The sequence below is a fragment of the Marinobacter shengliensis genome, from assembly GCF_030297115.1.
GTDB lineage: Bacteria > Pseudomonadota > Gammaproteobacteria > Pseudomonadales > Oleiphilaceae > Marinobacter > Marinobacter shengliensis.
The window spans coordinates 931,524-949,747 of record NZ_AP028062.1 but is presented as its reverse complement, the minus strand read 5'-3'; the positions used below and the strand labels follow the sequence as shown (position 1 = coordinate 949,747).

The 18,224-nt window shown below is 55.3% G+C and carries 15 protein-coding genes and 1 pseudogene; 4 read left to right on the top strand and 12 right to left on the bottom strand.

What is annotated here, in order from left to right; genetic code table 11:
* The first annotated feature begins 48 nt into the window (after nt 1-48).
* A complete protein-coding gene (locus tag QUE75_RS04375) occupies nt 49-882 on the top strand; it encodes an outer membrane protein assembly factor BamD (protein WP_106693210.1) in 834 nt (277 codons plus the stop codon).
* A gap of 66 nt (nt 883-948) precedes the next feature.
* Here QUE75_RS04375 and QUE75_RS04370 read toward each other — a convergent pair whose 3' ends face one another.
* A complete protein-coding gene (locus QUE75_RS04370) occupies nt 949-2,613 on the bottom strand; it encodes an NAD+ synthase (protein ID WP_286253898.1) in 1,665 nt (554 codons plus the stop codon).
* Between the two features lie 93 nt (nt 2,614-2,706).
* Between QUE75_RS04370 and QUE75_RS04365 the strand changes: the two genes are divergently transcribed.
* The 3 genes from QUE75_RS04365 (at nt 2,707) to QUE75_RS20585 (ending at nt 6,458) form a co-directional block, all read left to right on the top strand.
* On the top strand, nt 2,707-4,353 hold the full coding sequence (locus tag QUE75_RS04365) for a sensor histidine kinase (RefSeq protein WP_396631688.1): 1,647 nt from the start codon (nt 2,707-2,709) through the stop codon (nt 4,351-4,353).
* A gap of 54 nt (nt 4,354-4,407) precedes the next feature.
* Nucleotides 4,408-5,793, top strand: a complete 1,386-nt coding sequence (locus tag QUE75_RS04360; RefSeq protein ID WP_286253896.1) for a sigma-54-dependent transcriptional regulator — start codon at nt 4,408-4,410, stop codon at nt 5,791-5,793.
* A gap of 101 nt (nt 5,794-5,894) precedes the next feature.
* Entirely contained in the window at nt 5,895-6,458 is a 564-nt protein-coding gene (locus tag QUE75_RS20585) for a GspH/FimT family pseudopilin (RefSeq protein WP_396631687.1), read from the top strand.
* A gap of 17 nt (nt 6,459-6,475) precedes the next feature.
* Here the strand turns inward: QUE75_RS20585 and QUE75_RS04355 are convergent, their stop codons facing one another.
* From QUE75_RS04355 to ileS, 11 genes and pseudogenes are all read right to left on the bottom strand, one after another.
* Nucleotides 6,476-6,913 carry a type IV pilin protein gene (locus QUE75_RS04355; protein ID WP_286253894.1) on the bottom strand — a complete coding sequence of 146 codons (438 nt, stop codon included), beginning with the start codon at nt 6,911-6,913 and terminating at the stop codon, nt 6,476-6,478.
* Nucleotides 6,910-10,386 carry a pilus assembly protein gene (locus QUE75_RS04350; RefSeq protein ID WP_286253892.1) on the bottom strand — a complete coding sequence of 1,159 codons (3,477 nt, stop codon included), beginning with the start codon at nt 10,384-10,386 and terminating at the stop codon, nt 6,910-6,912. Before QUE75_RS04350 ends, QUE75_RS04355 begins: the two co-directional genes overlap by 4 nt.
* Nucleotides 10,387-10,397: 11 nt before the next feature.
* The gene (locus QUE75_RS04345; protein ID WP_286255744.1) at nt 10,398-10,886 is read right to left on the bottom strand and encodes a hypothetical protein; all 489 of its coding nucleotides are present in this window, start codon (nt 10,884-10,886) and stop codon (nt 10,398-10,400) included.
* Nucleotides 10,887-10,961, bottom strand: a pseudogene (locus QUE75_RS04340) (PilX N-terminal domain-containing pilus assembly protein); the annotation flags it as partial.
* A 44-nt stretch (nt 10,962-11,005) separates the two neighbouring features.
* Complete coding sequence (locus QUE75_RS04335; protein WP_286253889.1) at nt 11,006-12,109, bottom strand: PilW family protein; 1,104 nt, start codon at nt 12,107-12,109, stop codon at nt 11,006-11,008.
* Nucleotides 12,106-12,519 carry a type IV pilus modification protein PilV gene (pilV, locus tag QUE75_RS04330; RefSeq protein ID WP_286253888.1) on the bottom strand — a complete coding sequence of 138 codons (414 nt, stop codon included), beginning with the start codon at nt 12,517-12,519 and terminating at the stop codon, nt 12,106-12,108. Before pilV ends, QUE75_RS04335 begins: the two co-directional genes overlap by 4 nt.
* 46 nt (nt 12,520-12,565) lie before the next feature.
* Nucleotides 12,566-13,051: a GspH/FimT family pseudopilin gene (locus tag QUE75_RS04325; RefSeq protein WP_286253885.1), complete on the bottom strand. Its 486-nt coding sequence runs from the start codon at nt 13,049-13,051 to the stop codon at nt 12,566-12,568.
* A 208-nt stretch (nt 13,052-13,259) separates the two neighbouring features.
* Nucleotides 13,260-14,210 (bottom strand): 4-hydroxy-3-methylbut-2-enyl diphosphate reductase, encoded by a 951-nt coding sequence (gene ispH / locus QUE75_RS04320; protein ID WP_286255600.1) that lies wholly within the window; start codon nt 14,208-14,210, stop codon nt 13,260-13,262.
* A gap of 190 nt (nt 14,211-14,400) precedes the next feature.
* On the bottom strand, nt 14,401-14,853 hold the full coding sequence (gene fkpB / locus QUE75_RS04315) for an FKBP-type peptidyl-prolyl cis-trans isomerase (protein ID WP_106693201.1): 453 nt from the start codon (nt 14,851-14,853) through the stop codon (nt 14,401-14,403).
* A 5-nt stretch (nt 14,854-14,858) separates the two neighbouring features.
* The gene (gene lspA / locus QUE75_RS04310) at nt 14,859-15,383 is read right to left on the bottom strand and encodes a signal peptidase II (RefSeq protein WP_286253883.1); all 525 of its coding nucleotides are present in this window, start codon (nt 15,381-15,383) and stop codon (nt 14,859-14,861) included.
* A complete protein-coding gene (gene ileS / locus QUE75_RS04305) occupies nt 15,383-18,202 on the bottom strand; it encodes an isoleucine--tRNA ligase (RefSeq protein WP_286253881.1) in 2,820 nt (939 codons plus the stop codon). Before ileS ends, lspA begins: the two co-directional genes overlap by 1 nt.
* Nucleotides 18,203-18,224: the final 22 nt, after the last annotated feature.

The following is an 18,224-nucleotide window of genomic DNA, read 5'->3' as shown; positions in this document are numbered from 1 at the left end:
TACAATGCGAAATTCATTCAAGTTGTGACCATTATACGGGATTCCGGCATGAGATCAGTTGTCCGATTACTGCTACTTTCCACAATGATAGCGCTGGCCACGGGCTGCGCTTCCAAAAAAGACGTGGAAGTGCTGCCGGAGAAGACCTATTACGACAATGCCCGCAAGGCGATGAACTCCGGCAACTTCAATGAAGCCGAGCAGAACCTGGATGCCCTGGAAACCTACTACCCGTTCGGCCGCTATGCCGAGCAGGCCCAGTTGGACCTGATCTACGCCCGTTACCAGAATCTTGATCTTGAGGGGTCCCGGGCAGCGGCGGATCGTTTCATGCGGTTGAATCCGCAGAGCGAGCACCTGGACTACGCCCTCTACATGCGTGGCCTTGCTTCCTATAATCTCGATATCGGTCTGGCGGCGCGATACTTCGCCATTGATGTTGCCGCCCGAAACCCTGGCGAGCAACTGCAGGCCTTCCGGGATTTTTCTCAGCTTCTGAACCGCTACCCGGACAGCGAATACGCCCCGGATGCCCGCCAACGTATGATCGCTGTGCGCAACCGGATGGCGGAACTGGAACTGCACGCTGCCCGCTATTACATCAAGCGTGAGGCATACATCGCGGCAAACAACCGGGCCCGCTATGTTGTCGAGAATTACCCGTCTTCACCGTCCGTGGAAGAAGCTTTGATTCTACTGGCCGATACCTTCCGGTTAATGGACCTGAAAAAAGGCGCCAGCGACGCCATAGCCACCCTGCGCACCAACTTTCCCAACAGCGAGGCGTTTGATGAGAACGGCGAATTCCAGTCTGACCGCCTGCGCCGCCAGAATCGTTCGCTCACCAATGTGGTCACCTTTGGCCTGATTGGCGACGAATAACCATCCAGATGTCAAAAGGGCCGGGAGCATTCGCCACCGGCCCTTATTTCTTTCAAGGGGAAGCAATCAGAAACCAAGCTTCCATCCATTGGTGATCGGATAGCGACGATCCTTACCGAAACCCCGCTCGGTAATACGCACGCCAATCGGCGCCTGGCGCCGCTTATACTCATTGATATCCACCAGGCGCACCACCCGCTCTACATCCGCACGGGCAAACCCCTCCGCGACAATCGCCTCGGCACTGTAATCCCGCTCCACGTAAAAATGCAGAATCTGGTCAAGAATGTCGTAGCCGGGCAAGCTGTCTTCGTCTTTCTGGTCGGGCGCCAGTTCGGCCGACGGCGGACGGGTAATCACCCGCTCGGGAATAACCGGTGCCAAGCTGTTGCGGTACCAGGCCAGGCGGAACACCAGTGTTTTCGGCACGTCTTTCAGCACATCGAAGCCGCCGGCCATATCGCCATAGAGCGTGGAGTAGCCCACCGCCATCTCGCTCTTGTTACCGGTGGTCAGTACCAGAGAGCCAAACTTGTTGGACAGGGACATCAACAACACGCCGCGAAGGCGCGCCTGGAGGTTTTCTTCCGTGGTGTCTGGACGTGTACCTTCAAAGGGTTTGGCCAGGGTCGTCATAAAGGTGTCGTACATCGGCTCAATGGAGAACACATCGTACTGAACGCCCATAGCCCTCGCCTGGGCTTCCGCGTCTTCCAGGCTGGCACCGGAGGTGTAGCGGAAGGGCATCATCACCGCCCGCACCCGCTCCTTTCCCAGCGCATCCGCCGCCACTGCCAGAGTCACTGCGGAATCAATGCCGCCGGACAAGCCAAGTACTACAGACTTGAAACCGTTTTTATTAACGTAGTCCCGAACACCGGTGACTAACGCGTTATAAACATTCGCTTCCAGTGACGGCTCGGAGGGCAGTGGCTGAGACACCGGCTGGCAGTGATGCTCACACAGAAAATCCACCGGGAACAGGCCACTGGAGAACTGGGGAATTTCGACTTTCAAAGTACCCGAGTGGTCATAAACCATCGAGCCACCATCAAACACCAGTTCGTCCTGCCCACCCACCAGGTTGACATAAACGATACTGACACGATTTTCCGTGGCTTTGCGCTCCAGCAACGCCTTGCGACGGGCCTGCTTGTCGATGTCGTAGGGAGACGCGTTCAGGTTCAGGACCAACTGGGCGCCAGCGGCCGCCGCATCTTCCAGGGGGCCATCTTTCCAGAGGTCTTCACACACGGTGATACCCACCGGAACTCCTTTGATGTCGACCACCAGGGTCTGCGAACCTTCGGCAAAGTAGCGCTTCTCATCGAACACCTGGTAGTTCGGTGGGCAGCGTTTGAAATACCGGCCCCGGATTTCCCCGGCCTCGATGATCACTGCCGCGTTATAGAGCAAGCCCGCCGAGCGGAGAGGCGCACCAATGACCATGGCGGGGGCCAGGTTCGCCTGCTGCAAACGCTCAAGCGCTTCTTGCACTCGCAAATCCAGGCTCGGCCGAAGTAACAGGTCTTCCGGCGGGTACCCTGTCAGGCAAAGTTCCGGGAACAACACGATATCGGCCTGATGCTGCTCCTCTGCCTCACGGGTGGCCTGAATGATCAAGTCGGTATTGCCAGGAATATCCCCCACCAGAAAATCCAGCTGGGCCATCACCACCCGTAGCTTACGGGGCGCAGCAGTGTCTTCGGTGGTTGTACCGGTTACCGTCATGATCAGGGCTCCTGTAACTTATTGCCGTTAAAAGGCTATTATAACCCTCCATAGACAAGGATTTCTCCTGACCAAAGGCAGATAACCATACCCATGGTAACCGACGCATCTTCAGCCACAGCCGCGCGCTCTCCTTTCGGGCCACGAGCACACCATCAGCAGGTGAGACTGTTCCGCATCTACAATCATTACCGGCTGGTGATCAGCCTGATGCTGGTCGGCCTGCTGTTTGTGGACCCATTCACCACCGATTCCAAATTTCGCTGGCTGGATTATTACCAGGCAGGCGCGGTGTCTTATCTCGCCATCAACGCCTTTGTTGGTCTAATGCTGCTGGCGGGGCTGCAGCCACGGCAGCGGCACATAACCCTGTCTATTCTGATCGATATCCTGATAATGCATGGGCTGTTGCTGGCCAGCACCGGCATCACCAACGGCCTTGCCAATCTGGTCATTGTCTCCGTTGCCGCCGGGAACATCCTCAATCCCAGCCGCATGGGCACTTTCTACGCTGCGCTCGCAGCCATCTGTTCCCTGGGCATCTCCGGCTGGGCGGTGCTGGTGATCAACGAATCCGCGGACGATATTGTTCGCGCCGGCTCACTGGGCATCCTCTATTTTGCCGCTGCCTTCGTTTTGCAAGGCATCTCGAAGCGCATGATGCGCAGCGAGGCTCTGGCCACCAGCAGGGCCCGAAGCATTGCGGAGTTGGAGCAGATCAACCAGCAGATCATCCAGCGCATGCGAACGGGCATTCTGGTACTGGACCGTTTTGGCCAGGTCCGACTGGCTAACGCAGCGGCGGAAGAGCTGCTTTTCGGGTCGGTCACCAGCCAAAGTAGCGCAGAGCACCACAACCGATTACTGCCCAAACCGTTGCGCAAAGGTTTGGAGGCCTGGCTGAAGAACCCCAACATGCGCATCGAACCGTTTCAGGCGTCTCCCACCTCCCCCCTGCTACAGGCCAACTTTACCCAACTGGATCAGGAGCGGGGTGACCAGATTCTGGTGTTCATCGAGGATATGAGCAAAGTTACCCAGCAGGCCCAACAAATGAAACTGGCGTCGCTTGGGCGACTCACGGCGGGCATTGCCCATGAGATCCGCAACCCACTAGGTGCCATCAGCCACGCAGCCCAACTGATGGAAGAATCCCCCAACCTCGACCGGGGGGATGCCCAGATGCTGGACATCATTCGCCGCCACTCCAAACGGGTAAACGGCATCATCGAAAACGTTCTGGACCTGTCGAGGCGCAAGGCGGCCAATACCGAGCAAGTGGATGTTACCGCCTGGCTCGAAGAATTCCGCAACGATTTCCAGCAAACCCAGGACGATGGCAGCAAAGCCACCATTGAACTGGCCGCTGATGAACGGGTGCCGCCCGCCCGGTTCGACAAAAGCCAGATTGAACAAGTGATGGTGAATCTGTGTGACAATGGTTTGCGCTACAGCAAACAGCAGACCGGCCAAAACAGGATACAATTAACCGTTGGCGCCACAGCGGATGGAGAAAGGGCCTACGTGGATGTTCGGGATTTCGGCCCGGGCATTGCCCCGGAACACAGAAACTCCGTGTTCGAACCTTTTTTCACCACTGACAAGAGTGGCACCGGCCTTGGCCTTTACCTGGCCAGGGAGTTATGCGAAGCCAACCAGGCGCATTTGTCGCTGGTAGAAGATGAGCAGCCAGGCTGCCGTTTTCGCATTACCTTTGCGCATCCCGGGCGTATGATCTAGACCGGGCGCAGGGCATCGGGCGTTTGAAATTCAACAGGGAACCGAATACCAATAATGACACACCAAACAGCGCTGATTGTTGACGACGAGCCGGATATCCGGGACTTGCTGGAAATCACCCTCACCCGCATGGGGATTACCACCTTCACGGCACCGGACCTGACCACAGCCCGGGCCCTGCTTGAACAACACAAGCCCCAGCTGTGCCTGACCGACATGAACCTGCCCGATGGCAATGGCATAGACCTGGTGCACTGGATTCAGCAGCACGCCCCCTGCACGCCGGTGGCCGTGATCACCGCTTACGGCAACATGGACACGGCTATCGAATCCCTGAAAGCCGGCGCTTTCGACTTTGTCTCAAAACCCGTGGAACTGCCCCGCTTGAGGGAACTGGTGAACAGTGCCCTGAAGCTGAGTGAACCCAGAAACCACGACACTGCCGAAACCGACGAGCCGGGGCTTCTGCTCGGTGAGTCTCCACAAATCCGCAAGCTGCGAAACCAGACCCGTAAGCTGGCCCGCAGCCAGGCGCCGGTGTTTATCAGCGGCGAATCCGGCAGTGGTAAAGAGCTGGTTGCCCGAATGATCCACATGCAGGGCCCCCGGGCCGATGGCCCCTTTGTTGCTGTTAACTGCGGCGCCATTCCCTCAGAGCTGATGGAAAGCGAATTCTTCGGCCACAAGAAAGGCAGCTTTACCGGTGCGGTTGAAAACAAGGATGGCCTGTTCCGCAGTGCCGATGGCGGCACCCTGTTCCTGGATGAAGTGGCCGACCTGCCCCTGGCCATGCAAGTAAAGCTGCTGCGCGCCATACAGGAAAAAGCCGTGCGGCCCGTGGGCGACACCAAGGAGGTGCCGGTGGATATCCGCGTACTCAGCGCCACTCACAAAAACCTGCCGGAACTGGTGCAGGAAGGCAGCTTCCGCCAGGATCTGTTCTACCGCATTAACGTGATTGAACTGGCGGTACCGCCTCTGCGCGAGCGGGCGGAAGACATTTCCCTGCTGGCCGACCATATTCTGCAGCGCATCGCCCGAGAGTACGAATGCGATCCGGCCAAACTAACGCCAGAGGCTATCGAACGCCTGCAGGGATACGATTTCCCGGGCAACGTGCGGGAACTGGAAAATATTTTGGAGCGGGCGTTTACGCTGTGTGATGAAGATTTGATTGATGCGGCTGATTTGCATCTAGGAGGTGGTGCTATCCCTGGAACCCCGGTATCGGAGCGCAGCTCTGACACCGGCACATCGGAGGCTCCTACTCCTGTGCCCGAGGGGGAGATAGACCTGGAGGGCTTCCTGGAGAACATCGAGCGGCAGGCGATTGAGAAGGCGCTGGAGGCAACCCGGTGGAACAAGACGGCGGCGGCCAAGAGGCTGGGGATCAGTTTTCGGGCGTTGCGGTATCGGTTGAAGAAATTAGGGATGGAGTGAGAAATTTCTTACAGATCAATTCGACATTGCCAATTTACACGATGTTACAAAAGACTATAGCGTGATGGTTTTCAGGATGGAAACCTACAGGAGCATCAAGGATGATCGGGAGACAGAAACAATCAGGCGTAAACTTAACTGAGTTGATGATTTGCCTCACCGTTATAGCGATAGTGGCGTCCGCAGGCTTGCCATCACTAAAGGAACTGGTCGACGATTCACAGCGAAGGGCAGTAATCAATGACACGCTTGGATTCATGGCGTTAGGGCGACAGGAATCTGTTATTAACGGTACCCTTGTTACGCTGTGTCCGCTAGATCAGGATGACAACTGCAGCCGAGACTGGTCTCAACCTTTAACCCTTTTTAAAGATCCGGGCAATTTACGGCGAGTAGCCAGTTCGGAGCAGGTCATCAGGGTCCTACCACCACCCAAGCTCGGCTATCTTAAAGTAGCATCATTGAGTAGAAGCTACTTTCAATATAAGCCTAACGGTATGATCTATAGCGACCTCGGAAACATTACATGGTGTCCCGACGATGGGAATCCAATGAAGGCCGCCCACATCGTCGTAAGAAAGGGCGGCAGTATAAGACTAGCCCGCGACTCAGATGGAGATGGCATTCCAGAGAAAGCTAACGGCACCCCTGTCACATGTATGTGACAGGGGTAGCCAGCCCACTACCAACAGTCGGCAACTACTGTGCCTCCTTTCTTGGCTTCCTTTCTACCCGAATGCTCCAGCGTGAGCGTGCCACACTTGTCGTTTGACTGAGCCCCCGCTGGCACAGCCTGCAAGGTAAAAGAGTTTTTATCTACACTCGCCAAAGACAGATCATACATTTTGGTTCCTGACTCTGGAGATCTTGTCTGGGGCAACGTTGGCGGATTGCCGCTGTCCCTGTAATCATAGTTCTGCTGAAGATACTTTCTCTCCATCCATTGTGCCAATTTCATCATGTCTGCCTGGGCATTGGTTCTATGAGTAGCCATCACATTGTTACGATACGACGGGTACGCTATTGCTGCGAGTATCCCGACGATGGCAACAACGATCATCAACTCGATTAACGTGAACCCGCCACTTTGTCTACGGTATTTCAAACCATTGACCCTCACTCAGTTATCTCCCGCCAGCCCTTGCGACCCAGCCCTATGATTAGCTCAGGCAAGCCAACAAACTGGGCTCCACCAGAACTGCTATTAAATGCCAGGAGATTGCCCCAGACCGATAGCTGCGATGGAGGCGTACTTACTTTGAACCCACTCGCATTTTCGGTACTGTTTTCAAATGCAGCAAAACCTGGAGTTGTGTTTTCGGCACGAAGAATCTCATAGCCCATAACCCAGCCGTCGCCGCCGCCCAGACACGGATTTTCGCCTGGAATCAGTGTATTTACATACACATATTCACCACGAATAACCGGATAGTTAACCACCCTCTCGCCACTGCTAGGCAATTTAGAATACCAGCCACGCTTGAGCTCATAGTCAACACGGTTTTCCGACGCTACCCGAATTGTACGACTAACCCCATCAATGGTACCGCCCTGCTCGGTTACCGGCATGTCCACCAAATCATTAATTGTAAGGGGAAGAGCTCCAGCGTCCGAAGTTTCATGCACAGCGTAGAAGTACTGATCATCTTTGTTGGAGTGGTCACCGGTCTCCAGATACTTACCGGTACCAAAAAGGATCATCAAATCAGGATCCTTGCCGGTATCCATTGACAAGGCAACGGCCGGAGCCGATGTTATAGGCTGATCCGCTTTGAAATACGGACTATTAAAACCAGCTTGGGTGTGAGCGGATTCCATTGTCCCCTCATTGTTCACCGCAACCCACATATTCCCATCAAGATCACCCGCATAAACACGATCAACAAGATGATCTTCGTTTACGTTGTCAATCAACGTCAACGGAGACAGTCCTGAACCACCGGACTTAAATTCAAAATACATGTAATCGCTATTGTCCCAGTTTCCATCCAGCCCTCCCTCAAGGTCCAACATGAAAAACCCTGTGGAACCCGAGTTGTATCCAGAAGGCACGAAAACAGTCCAACGAATGTTGCCATCCGGCCATTCCATTTGTGCAATCTCAGGCGGCTCTACCAGGTAGCCAAGCTTCTCGTGTGTGAATTCCCAAAGGACCTGTGCACCTGCATTGTCCTCACCAAACTCGTCGGGATTGGTCACATCTAGGGCAAAAATCCCTTTAGCGCCTGCACGACTTCCCCCTACGAGGACTGTCCGCCACTTTCTCTGGTTCTCGACGTTGCCGTTGGCCCTTCTACCTCGTGAATAAACATCGACCACCTCAAGGTTCAAATCGACATAGAAACGGTGGGAAAACCCAGGCTTCGTAAGGTAATGCAGCCCTTCCTCTTCTGCAGTTGACGATATGAAAGAAGGGACATAGGCCAGAACTTCCTCACCACCGCCCTCATCGTTTGGCGTCGCCCGGAAGCCATGCAGCATCCCGTCATTAGCACCCACATATACAACCGCAGTTCGATCAAGGTTAGAGTTAACGAAGGTTGTATACTTACCGTCACCGAAATCGTTGCTGTTCGGCCAGTTTGAGTCTGGCACGCCTACGAAGCGAGGAGTAGAGTTAACAATGGTGCCCAGCAAATGCTGCCGCTGGCGGAAGTATTTTCCATCTCCCTCGTTCTCAGCCTCGAAAGTTGCGCGTTTTTTACCCCGGATAAACTCAAGTCGCTTTTCTCCGAGTGACGGCGTTCCGGTATTTAAATCATTCTTCTGGGCGTTGGACAGCGACGTCCAGCGGAAGGGCTGCCCACGACTGCCATCAAATGTAAGAATATTCCTGTCATCAGGAACAGCAGAGTTCAGCTTCGTTCGCGCAGACCACCCTTCACTGTCGTCACCTCCTACGGCTTCTGGGCGGCCATCAGCCCCGGCTTTGAGCGTGGTCGCTTCGAGGTCCCCTGTCCAACCATTTGGTTCGAAGTAACTCGAGAATACAAGCGCGTTATCTGCTTCGATTGACGCGACGTTGAAGTCGACACCAGTGGCCGAGCCTGCATTACCAAGAAATTGGTCTAACAGACCTTCTAATTGAGTTCTAAATGTCTCGGGATCCCCAGCACTGAAGAAATCACCACGCCCATTCATTGACGCATGAAGGAGGTCATTAATCTTATTTTGATTGGTGTTACCGCCCCACCAATCGACACTAGTACCGTTTAAAACCGCCGAAACAGCGTCATCTCTCGAAACCGTTCCCTCAACGCCAAAGCCAATACCGTATGTCATCATGTGCTGCCAAAAAGCAGGATTGCCGACTGTCGACCTGGCATCAGAGCCCCCTCTAACCTCATCGATCGTAGGGACGAAGTTATCAATATCCGGGCGCAAGTCGCGCTTCCAGTAATGGGCTGCGATATCAGCAAGGGTTACTCGGCTCGTCACGCTATCACTGAAGGGGGGAACCGCCTTATATTGACCACTGTCACCCGCACTATTAGTAATCTCAGGGCCATCGACATTATCAGCATTGACGGTTAGATCAGGGTCATAACTGCTCCCGACATTATAATAACCATCCGTCATCAGCATCGTTGCCGAAATACGACACTCCCTGGCTGGATTCGCCGAGCTTTTGGACTTACCGGGATCATCAAGCCACGCACGCTCGCTCTTCTCATAATACTGGCCTGCACCCTCTAACGCCCTCTGCAAAGGTGTTGCGCCTGTAGAATTTACCCCATAGAGCCAATTAATGAAATTTGTACGGACAGAGTCATAAGGGCGTACGCCGTTGGTTATGGCCCGAACATTGGTTGCATCATCAACGGTATTCCGCCCCTGGTTAATTAAACCCCAGCCAAGGCGAAAATCTGAGCTTAGATCAGGATTGGCAAACACCGTCCCAATACCCGCCTTTGCAGACATCTCTCTGGTGCGATAATAGGTAAACCAATTGGCGAAGTTCTGTCTTTCCGCAGCACCCACTACAACTTTTGTGTAGCATGAGTCCGGATAGGGGTTGCTATTACAACCGCCACCGCCGTTAAACGTATAATAGAAAGCCGCCTCACTATTAGCATTGTGACTAATCGCAAATCCTCGGTTATACCCAGACTTATAGAAATAATCATCCATCACAGCACGATAGTTTGTTGACAAATTAACAGTGCTCGCGCTTGTGTCATATCCGTTTACAGAGGCGGCAGTAAATGAGGAGTTTTCGAAACTCGATCCGTCAGCCTTCAAAGGGGGAGCATAAGTAATACTTGGATCATAGTACTGTTTATTCAGGTGACTGGATGCGAGAAACTGCCGTCCATTATTGGTGTAGTAATAACAGAGGCTCATGCCTCCATATGTCCCAAAGTTGCCGCAGTTGGAATTATTGCTGCCGATATTAAAGTTAGCATCCAGGTCATCAGGCATAAACCCCCATCGCATGGAACCTGAATCGTCGAGCACAAACAACAGGTTAGGGTCTACGCCGCCGCCGGCCGCCAGCGGTTTCTGAGCAAAATTGACTTCTCCCCAACCCGCAGCTGGTAGAACCAAAGCCATGCCGAGGGCAAATATTTTCAACTTAAGTTGTTTGAACATAGCTCGCACCCTCAATCTTCAGTGCCAACGTTCTTGGCGCTGATAAAGTAAAAACTCTCAATGACTTTACGGCTCTCATCCGAGGGACCTTTCGCCATCACCACAATTCGCATCGATTCTGCGCTACCCATAACGTCTGCCTGACCAGGGCCAGCCACGCCACCACTACCACCCAGACCGCCAGACCCCTCAAAATTCAAATTGCGCACTGTTCGCCCGTCTGCGCCACCACTTTGATCCTGTTTCAGTTTTACCGGCCCACGGTACTCAATAAAATATTCTGGCGTTAACCCATCAACCTCCGGAGCCTCAGCGATCTTGCCGGTACCCCAAGTACTCGCCGATAGCGCGGGTGGCGCCTCGCCCGTGTCAAACCAGCCAGCGGTGTTTGCGCCGAATCCCGCCAAAGAAGTCAAGCCATCCAGATCTTTCTCAATTCCCCTGAGCGCTGCTTCCGCAGCCTCCAAAGCAATAACACCCTCTCTGGCAGAGTTTGACATTCGCTCCTGCATAACCGAGTTCTGCATTGAGGACGTAGCCAACAATGACAAAACCAAGAGAATTACCAGCGACATCAGAAGGGCAGAGCCCCTTTGTCTGCTTATCATTGCTGCCCCCGTTAACTCGACTTGTTACGTACATTCGATGTAAAGGAATAAACCCTGTACATCCGCTTATCCTGAGCTGCGTAATTGTTCCCGCCGGAACAATCCGCCCAGGCAGGAAAGCATACCGAAGCGCTGTCATCGTAGAGATTATCAGGCCCACCCCGAACCAATAGACTGACCCGAACAGCTCGAACACTACCCCAATCAGAATCACTCACATCCTCGGCGTTCTGCCATCTGTTTACAGGTGAATCCTTGTCACCGGACAGGCCATAACGAACTTGCAGATCCTCAACACCTTCGACCATTTCGTAAGTTCTGACTACACCATTCTGACGCTCCTGCATCATCAAAGCCCGTCCGCCAGTGGTAGCACTCATGCCGATGAAGTAGGTGCGTTCAAATGGCTTCAGGATCTGTGCCCCCTCACCATAGTCATTGGACAAACAGTTATTGCCGGCAGAAGTTTGGCCGGTGTTAGAACAGACGTTGTTACTGAAATCATTCCCCGGGGTACCTGACCCCGAGTTCGTAACAAGAGTGACTTCCAAATTTCCGCTTTGGGTGTTGATATTCGAAATCTGAACAATGTCAGTCCCCTGACAATCTGTGATAGCTATGATATCCCCTGAACTCAGAAAGGCAGCCGGATCGGCACCATCGCGACTCGCAACCTTTGTGGAGGCAGCCGTTGGCGGGGCTGATGCAACTATTTCTAAGCCACCGCCATCCAAGCCGTTGAAATAAATAAAATCCGTGCCATTGACAGCATTAGCTGGACGCCGAGTGCTTTCAGAACTGACAGACGTTGACATATCCCAACTAAACGCATCCCAATCGTCATCATTTTCATCAATATCAAGGTTACTGACGAAGTTGTCAGAGTTGCAGCCAAAATAACCTGCGTTACGAGCCTCTCTGGCAAGCATGTCTGACGCTATCCGCCCATACTCCTGGGTACGAGACACAGCCTCCGACATCCGGAAAGCCTGACTATTCGATGTGAATATCTGGACCAAGCCCACCGTTAAAAGCGAACCCAGCAGTAGGGCGATCATCAGTTCGATTATCGACAAGCCCTTCTGATGTTTGAACTGCAAGTCAAGAAGGATCATGGCGCATACCTCACCAATAGTGAAAACGAGTTTTTGTGCATCGAGCTTCCAGTATCTTCGCTTTCTTCAGCACTATCCCAAACAGTCTGCCGGGACTCCCAGGTAACGATGATCCTTGCATCCTGGTTTGGGTTCACAGACGTAACCTCTGCTGTCGCTTCCTCTCCAAGATCCTTCTTGACCGACGCTTCCCAAGTGGCTCTATCAGCATTCGATGGCAGCCCTCGGTTGGAGCGCACTTCGTCTGCCATGGTCTGAACGTGCAACACTGCGATAGAGCGCTGATCCGCGCCCTGCGTCTGCTGCATTGAGACTGTTTGCATTCCGGCCACGCCCAATAGACCAATAGCCAGGACCAACAGCGCGACCATCACTTCGATCATGGTCAAACCGGTTTGTTTCGATGTCATATTTACCAACCTCGTGTGATGCGAACGAGTGCCTTCGTCAGAGTTGTCAGGTACACGCAGGCTCAGTTTGCGCTCGGTTTGCCTGGCCGCCCCTATTGATTACGATGTCCACTCCCGGCTTGCCATTACCAGGACAAATTCGGAACTCTGTCGGGTTACCACCCTTCTTTTCACCATTACCCCGAAACACCGGCATTACACCATTCGTGATCGTTAGTGTTACTGAACCAGGCATTGCTTCAGCTGCCCGAAGTACGTCGGCATTAGCATCAGGTAAATCTCGCTCCAACAGCACTTCGAGCCCCTGCTGAAGGTCTCCATTCATAGCCCTCAACGCTACGGGCTCGCCACGACGCACGGCTTCTGCTCGGGCGTAGTTGAGCAGCCCGATCACATTGTTTGTGGTTGAGGTGAGACGACTGGATTCAATTAGTGACCGAAAACCAGGAACTGCAACAGTCGCGAGGATGGCGATCAGCGCGACGACAATCATAAGCTCGATCAAAGTGAATCCGGAATGCTTTGGCCTCATGCCTTAAGCCTCTCTTGTTTGTTTCATCACTGATAGTATATTGACACCGTCGAGCAGCCGAACAGGTGCTCGACGAACGGTTTCTTGGCTGGAGTAAACGGACAGGATTGGCGAAAAACGTGAAAACGCGCACAAAATTCTACTATTGAGCAAGGAGATCGAGGATCTGTTAAACGAGTATCAGGGGAGCTACTCCTAGCGCCGCCACCTAGACATTAATCGCATCAATCCGTAGCTCCTTAGGCATAGAGAACACGATATTCTCCTCCCTACCCGTCACTTCCTGAGGCTCGTCCCCACCCAGCTCCTTCAGCCGGCTGATCACATCCGCCACCAGCACTTCCGGTGCCGAGGCACCCGCCGTTACACCGACGGCCTGTTTGCCTTCCAGCCATTGCGGATCAATCTGGGCAGCTTCGTCGATCAGGTAGGCTGGGGTACCCATGCGTTCGGCCAGTTCCCGCAGGCGGTTGGAGTTGGAGCTGTTGGGGGAACCAACAACAAGCATCAGGTCGCAGTCTCCGGCCAACTGCTTGACGGCATCCTGGCGGTTCTGGGTGGCGTAGCAGATGTCGTCCTTGCGGGGGCCTTCGATGTCCGGGAATTTGGCGCGCAGGGCGTCGATCACCCGGGCGGTGTCGTCCATGGAGAGGGTGGTCTGGGTGACGTAGGCGAGGCAGCTGGGGTCTTTCACTTCCAGCTTTTGTACGTCGTCTTCGTCTTCCACCAGGTAGATATCGCCGCCGTTGCTGTGGTCGTACTGGCCCATGGTGCCTTCCACTTCCGGGTGGCCGTGGTGGCCGATGAGGATGCACTCGCGGCCGTCGCGGCTGTAGCGCATGACTTCCATGTGGACTTTGGTGACCAGTGGGCAGGTGGCGTCGAAGACCTTCAGGCCACGGCGGGCGGCTTCGTTCTGTACTGCCTGGGACACGCCGTGGGCGCTGAAGATGACCAACTTGTCGTCTGGCACTTCGTGCAGTTCGTCGACAAAGATCGCCCCGCGGTTGCGGAGGTTGTCGACGACGAATTTGTTGTGGACGACTTCGTGGCGCACGTAGATGGGGGCGCCGAATACGTCGAGGGCGCGGTTTACGATTTCTATGGCGCGGTCTACGCCGGCACAGAAGCCACGGGGGTTAGCGAGTCGGATTTGCATCATCTTGCCTTTGGAGTTTCCGCCTGGTGGAGTTGGTCGCCCGCGTGCTGCGGGGAGGAGCTTTCAGGGACACGCTGTGAATACGTCCGTGTACGCTTGACTGCAGCATCCCTGCTGCAGACAGTCCCTGAAAGCTCCTCCCCGCATCCCGCTATATTCGAGTTAGCTGTTCAGGGCCGCGCCTTGGCCATCAATGCGTAGGCCCAGCCGGCTCCACATCAATGATCTTCACTTCAAAGCTCAGTGTATGCCCTGCCAGCGGGTGATTAAAGTCCACATCCACTTGATCACCTTCCACCCGTTTGATCACACCGGGCAGCTCCTGCTGGCGCGCGTCGGCGAAAGACACCACCACGCCGGGCTCCAGCACCATGTCGGCGCTGAATTCGTGGCGTTTGAAGGTCTGTACGTTGCTGGGGTTGTGCTGGCCGAAGGCTTTTTCCGGTGGCACCTGGAAGGTTTGGTGGTCGCCGGCTTTCAGGCCCATTAAATAGGCCTCGAAGTTTTCCGGCAGGTTTTCGTCGCCGATTTCCAGGGTGGCCGGTTCTTTATCGAAGGTGGAGTCCACGGTTTCGCCATCCTCAAATTTGAGGGCGAAGTGGAGTTTTACGCGGGTTCCCTTGTCGATAGGTAGGTCTTTCATGGGAATCAGTTGCTCCGGTTGGCATCGCCGCTGTCGTCAGCGGGTTTGCGGAATGCGTCGAGTATCATCATGGCGGCACCGATGGTGATGGCGGTGTCGGCCAGGTTGAAGGCCGGGAAATGCCAGTCCTGCCAGTAGAAGTGCAGGAAGTCCACCACGTAGCCATGCACTACCCGGTCGTAGACGTTACCAAGGGCGCCACCAAGGATGAGTACGATGGCGATGGCCATCCAGGTTTCGTGGCTCTGGAGTTTTCTGAGCCAGCCCACCAGTACTAAGCTGACCACGATGGCCAGGGTTACGAAGAACCAGCGCTGCCAGCCGGCGGCATCCGCCAGGAAGCTGAAAGCAGCGCCCGTGTTGTGCAGCAGGGTCAGGTTGAAGCTGGGCATCACCGGTACGGGGTTGCCGTAGGTGAGCATGGCGGTGGCGAGGGCTTTGGTGCCCAGGTCCAGGGCTATCACCAGCACCGCCAGCCACAACCATTTTAATTTGCTACCCACACGGGCTTCAGTCATCACAGCGTCCATCAGGCGTAGGCGCGGGTTTCGCCCGGGCCTTCCACGTTGGTGACGCAGCGGCCGCACAGGTCGCTGTGCTGCTCATTGGCACCCACATCTTCGCGGTGGTGCCAGCAGCGTTCGCACTTGGCGTGGGCAGCCGGCTGCACTTTCACCAGCAGGCCTTCCAGGTTGGTTTGCTCGGCGCCCGCCGCTTCGCTCACCGGTTTCACGGTAGCTTCTGAGGTAATCAGTACAAAGCGTAGCTCTTCGCCCAGGTGGTTCAGGCGCTCGGCCAAACTACCTTCGCAGTACAGGGTGACTTCGGCACTCAGAGAGCCTTTGATCTCGCCACGGGCACGGGCTTCTTCCAGGCATTTGTTGACGGCTTCTTTCACCGCGTAGATTTCACGCCAGTAGTCGCGGCCCAGCTCGAAGTCTTCCGGCAGTGCGGTCAGGCCTTCGTACCAGGTTTCGTAGAACACGGTGTCGCCGCGCTTGCCTGGCAGGTGCTGCCAGATTTCATCGGCGGTAAAGCTCAGGATCGGCGCAATCCAGCGCACCAGCGCTTCGGCCACATGATAGAGCGCCGTCTGGCAGGATCGCCGGGCCAGGCTGTCGGCCTGGGTGGTGTACTGGCGGTCTTTGATGATGTCCAGGTAGAAACCGCCCAGGGTGGCCTCACAGAAGTTGTACACTTTCTGGTAAATTTTCAGGAAGGCGTAGTTGCCGTAGTCTTCGTGCAGTTCGTTCTCCAGCTGCAGGGCACGGTCCACCATCCAGCGGTCCAGGGCAATCATGTCTTCCGGCGCTACCATGTGCTGCTCCGGATCAAACCCGGTCAGGTTGCTCAGCAGGAAGCGGGCGGTGTTACGGATACGGCGATAGCCGTCTGCCGTCTGGCGCAGGATGTCCTTAGAGACGCTCATCTCACCGCTGTAGTCGGTGGCGGATACCCACAAGCGCAGGATGTCGGCACCCAGTTCGTTCATCACTTCCTGTGGCGCGATCACATTGCCCATGGATTTGGACATCTTGTAACCTTTGGCGTCCACGGTGAAGCCGTGGGTCAGCACCTGCTTGTACGGGGCCACGCCGTTCATGGCGATGGAGGTTTTCAGGGACGACTGGAACCAGCCACGGTGCTGGTCAGAGCCTTCCAGGTACATATCGGCAGGGAACTGGCCCAGCTCTTCACGTACCCGCAAAACCGAGTCGTGGGTGACGCCAGAATCGAACCATACGTCCAGGGTATCCAGCACCTTCTCGTATTGGTCGGCGTCCGCGCCCAGCAGTTCGCTCTGATCCAACTCGTACCAGGCGTCGATGCCGCCGGCCTCAACCGCCTGAGCGACTTTCTCGAACAGTTCCTGGGTGTTGGGGTGCAGTTCCTGGGATTCCTTGTGGATAAACAGGGTAATCGGCACACCCCAGGTACGCTGACGGGAGATACACCAGTCGGGGCTCTGCTCGAACATGGCTTCAATGCGATTCTGGCCCCAGCCAGGCACCCAGCGAACGCCTTTGATGGCCTCCAGGGCATCGGCACGCAGGTTGAGCTTGTCCATGCTGATGAACCACTGGGGCGTGGCCCGGTAGATCAGCGGGGTTTTGGTACGCCAGCAGTGCGGGTAGCTGTGGCGGAATTTCTCCGAACGTACCAGCTTACCTTCACGCTCCAGCGCGCTGCACACCGGCTCGTCGGCCTTGTATACGTGTACACCGGCAAACTCGCCAGCAGCTTCGGTGTAGGTGCCGTCGGCTTTCACCAGGTTGATGGTGCCAATGCCGTAGGCTTTGCCTACTTCAAAGTCTTCCATGCCGTGGTCTGGTGCGGTGTGCACAGCACCGGTACCGGCATCCAGGGAAACGTGGTCGCCCAGTAGCACCGGAACCTGTTTGTCATACACCGGATGGTGCAACAGCTGGTTTTCCAACTCGGCACCGGCCACATTGGCCAGCACCTGATAATCTTCCACGCCCCAGCGGGCCATGATGCCCTGCACCATATCGGTGGCCAGGATCATGCGCTCCGGGCCGTTGCCGGCATCCAGCTGCACCAGGGCATATTCCAGGTCCGCACCGATGGACACAGCCTGGTTGGCGGGGATGGTCCAGGGAGTAGTGGTCCAGATCACCAGGGATACATCACCCTGGCCGCCGTCGGTTCCGAAGGCTTTGAGGACTGCGTCCTGATCCACGGCGGTGAAGCGCACGTCGATCTGGGTCGAGGTTTTATCCTGGTATTCAACTTCGGCTTCTGCCAGTGCGGACTGACCAACCACACTCCAGTAAACCGGCTTGAATCCGCGCACCAGGTGGCCCTTGGCCACGATCTTGCCCAGCGCCCGCACAATGCCCGCTTCAACTTTCGGGTCCATGGTCAGGTAGGGCTTGTCCCACTCGCCCATCACACCCAGGCGAATAAAGTCGGCTTTCTGGCCTTCAACCTGCTTGATGGCGTAATCGCGACAGGCCTGGCGGAAGGTTTTGTAATCCACCTTCACGCCGGCTTTGCCGATTTCCTGCTCCACCTTGTGTTCAATGGGCAGGCCATGGCAATCCCAGCCGGGCACGTAGGGTGCGTCATAGCCCATGAAACTGCGGGATTTCACGATCATGTCTTTCAGGATTTTGTTGACCGCATGCCCGATGTGAATGCTGCCGTTGGCGTAGGGAGGGCCATCGTGCAGGATGAACTTTTCCCGGCCCTCACGCTGCTTGCGCAGGTTGCCGTATACGTTCAGGTCCTGCCACCGCTTGAGCATCTCCGGCTCGCGATTGGCCAGGTTACCGCGCATGGGAAACGCGGTTTCCGGCAGATTCAGGGTATGCTTGTAGTCGCTCATGTTTGTGTGCGTACTCTTTGGT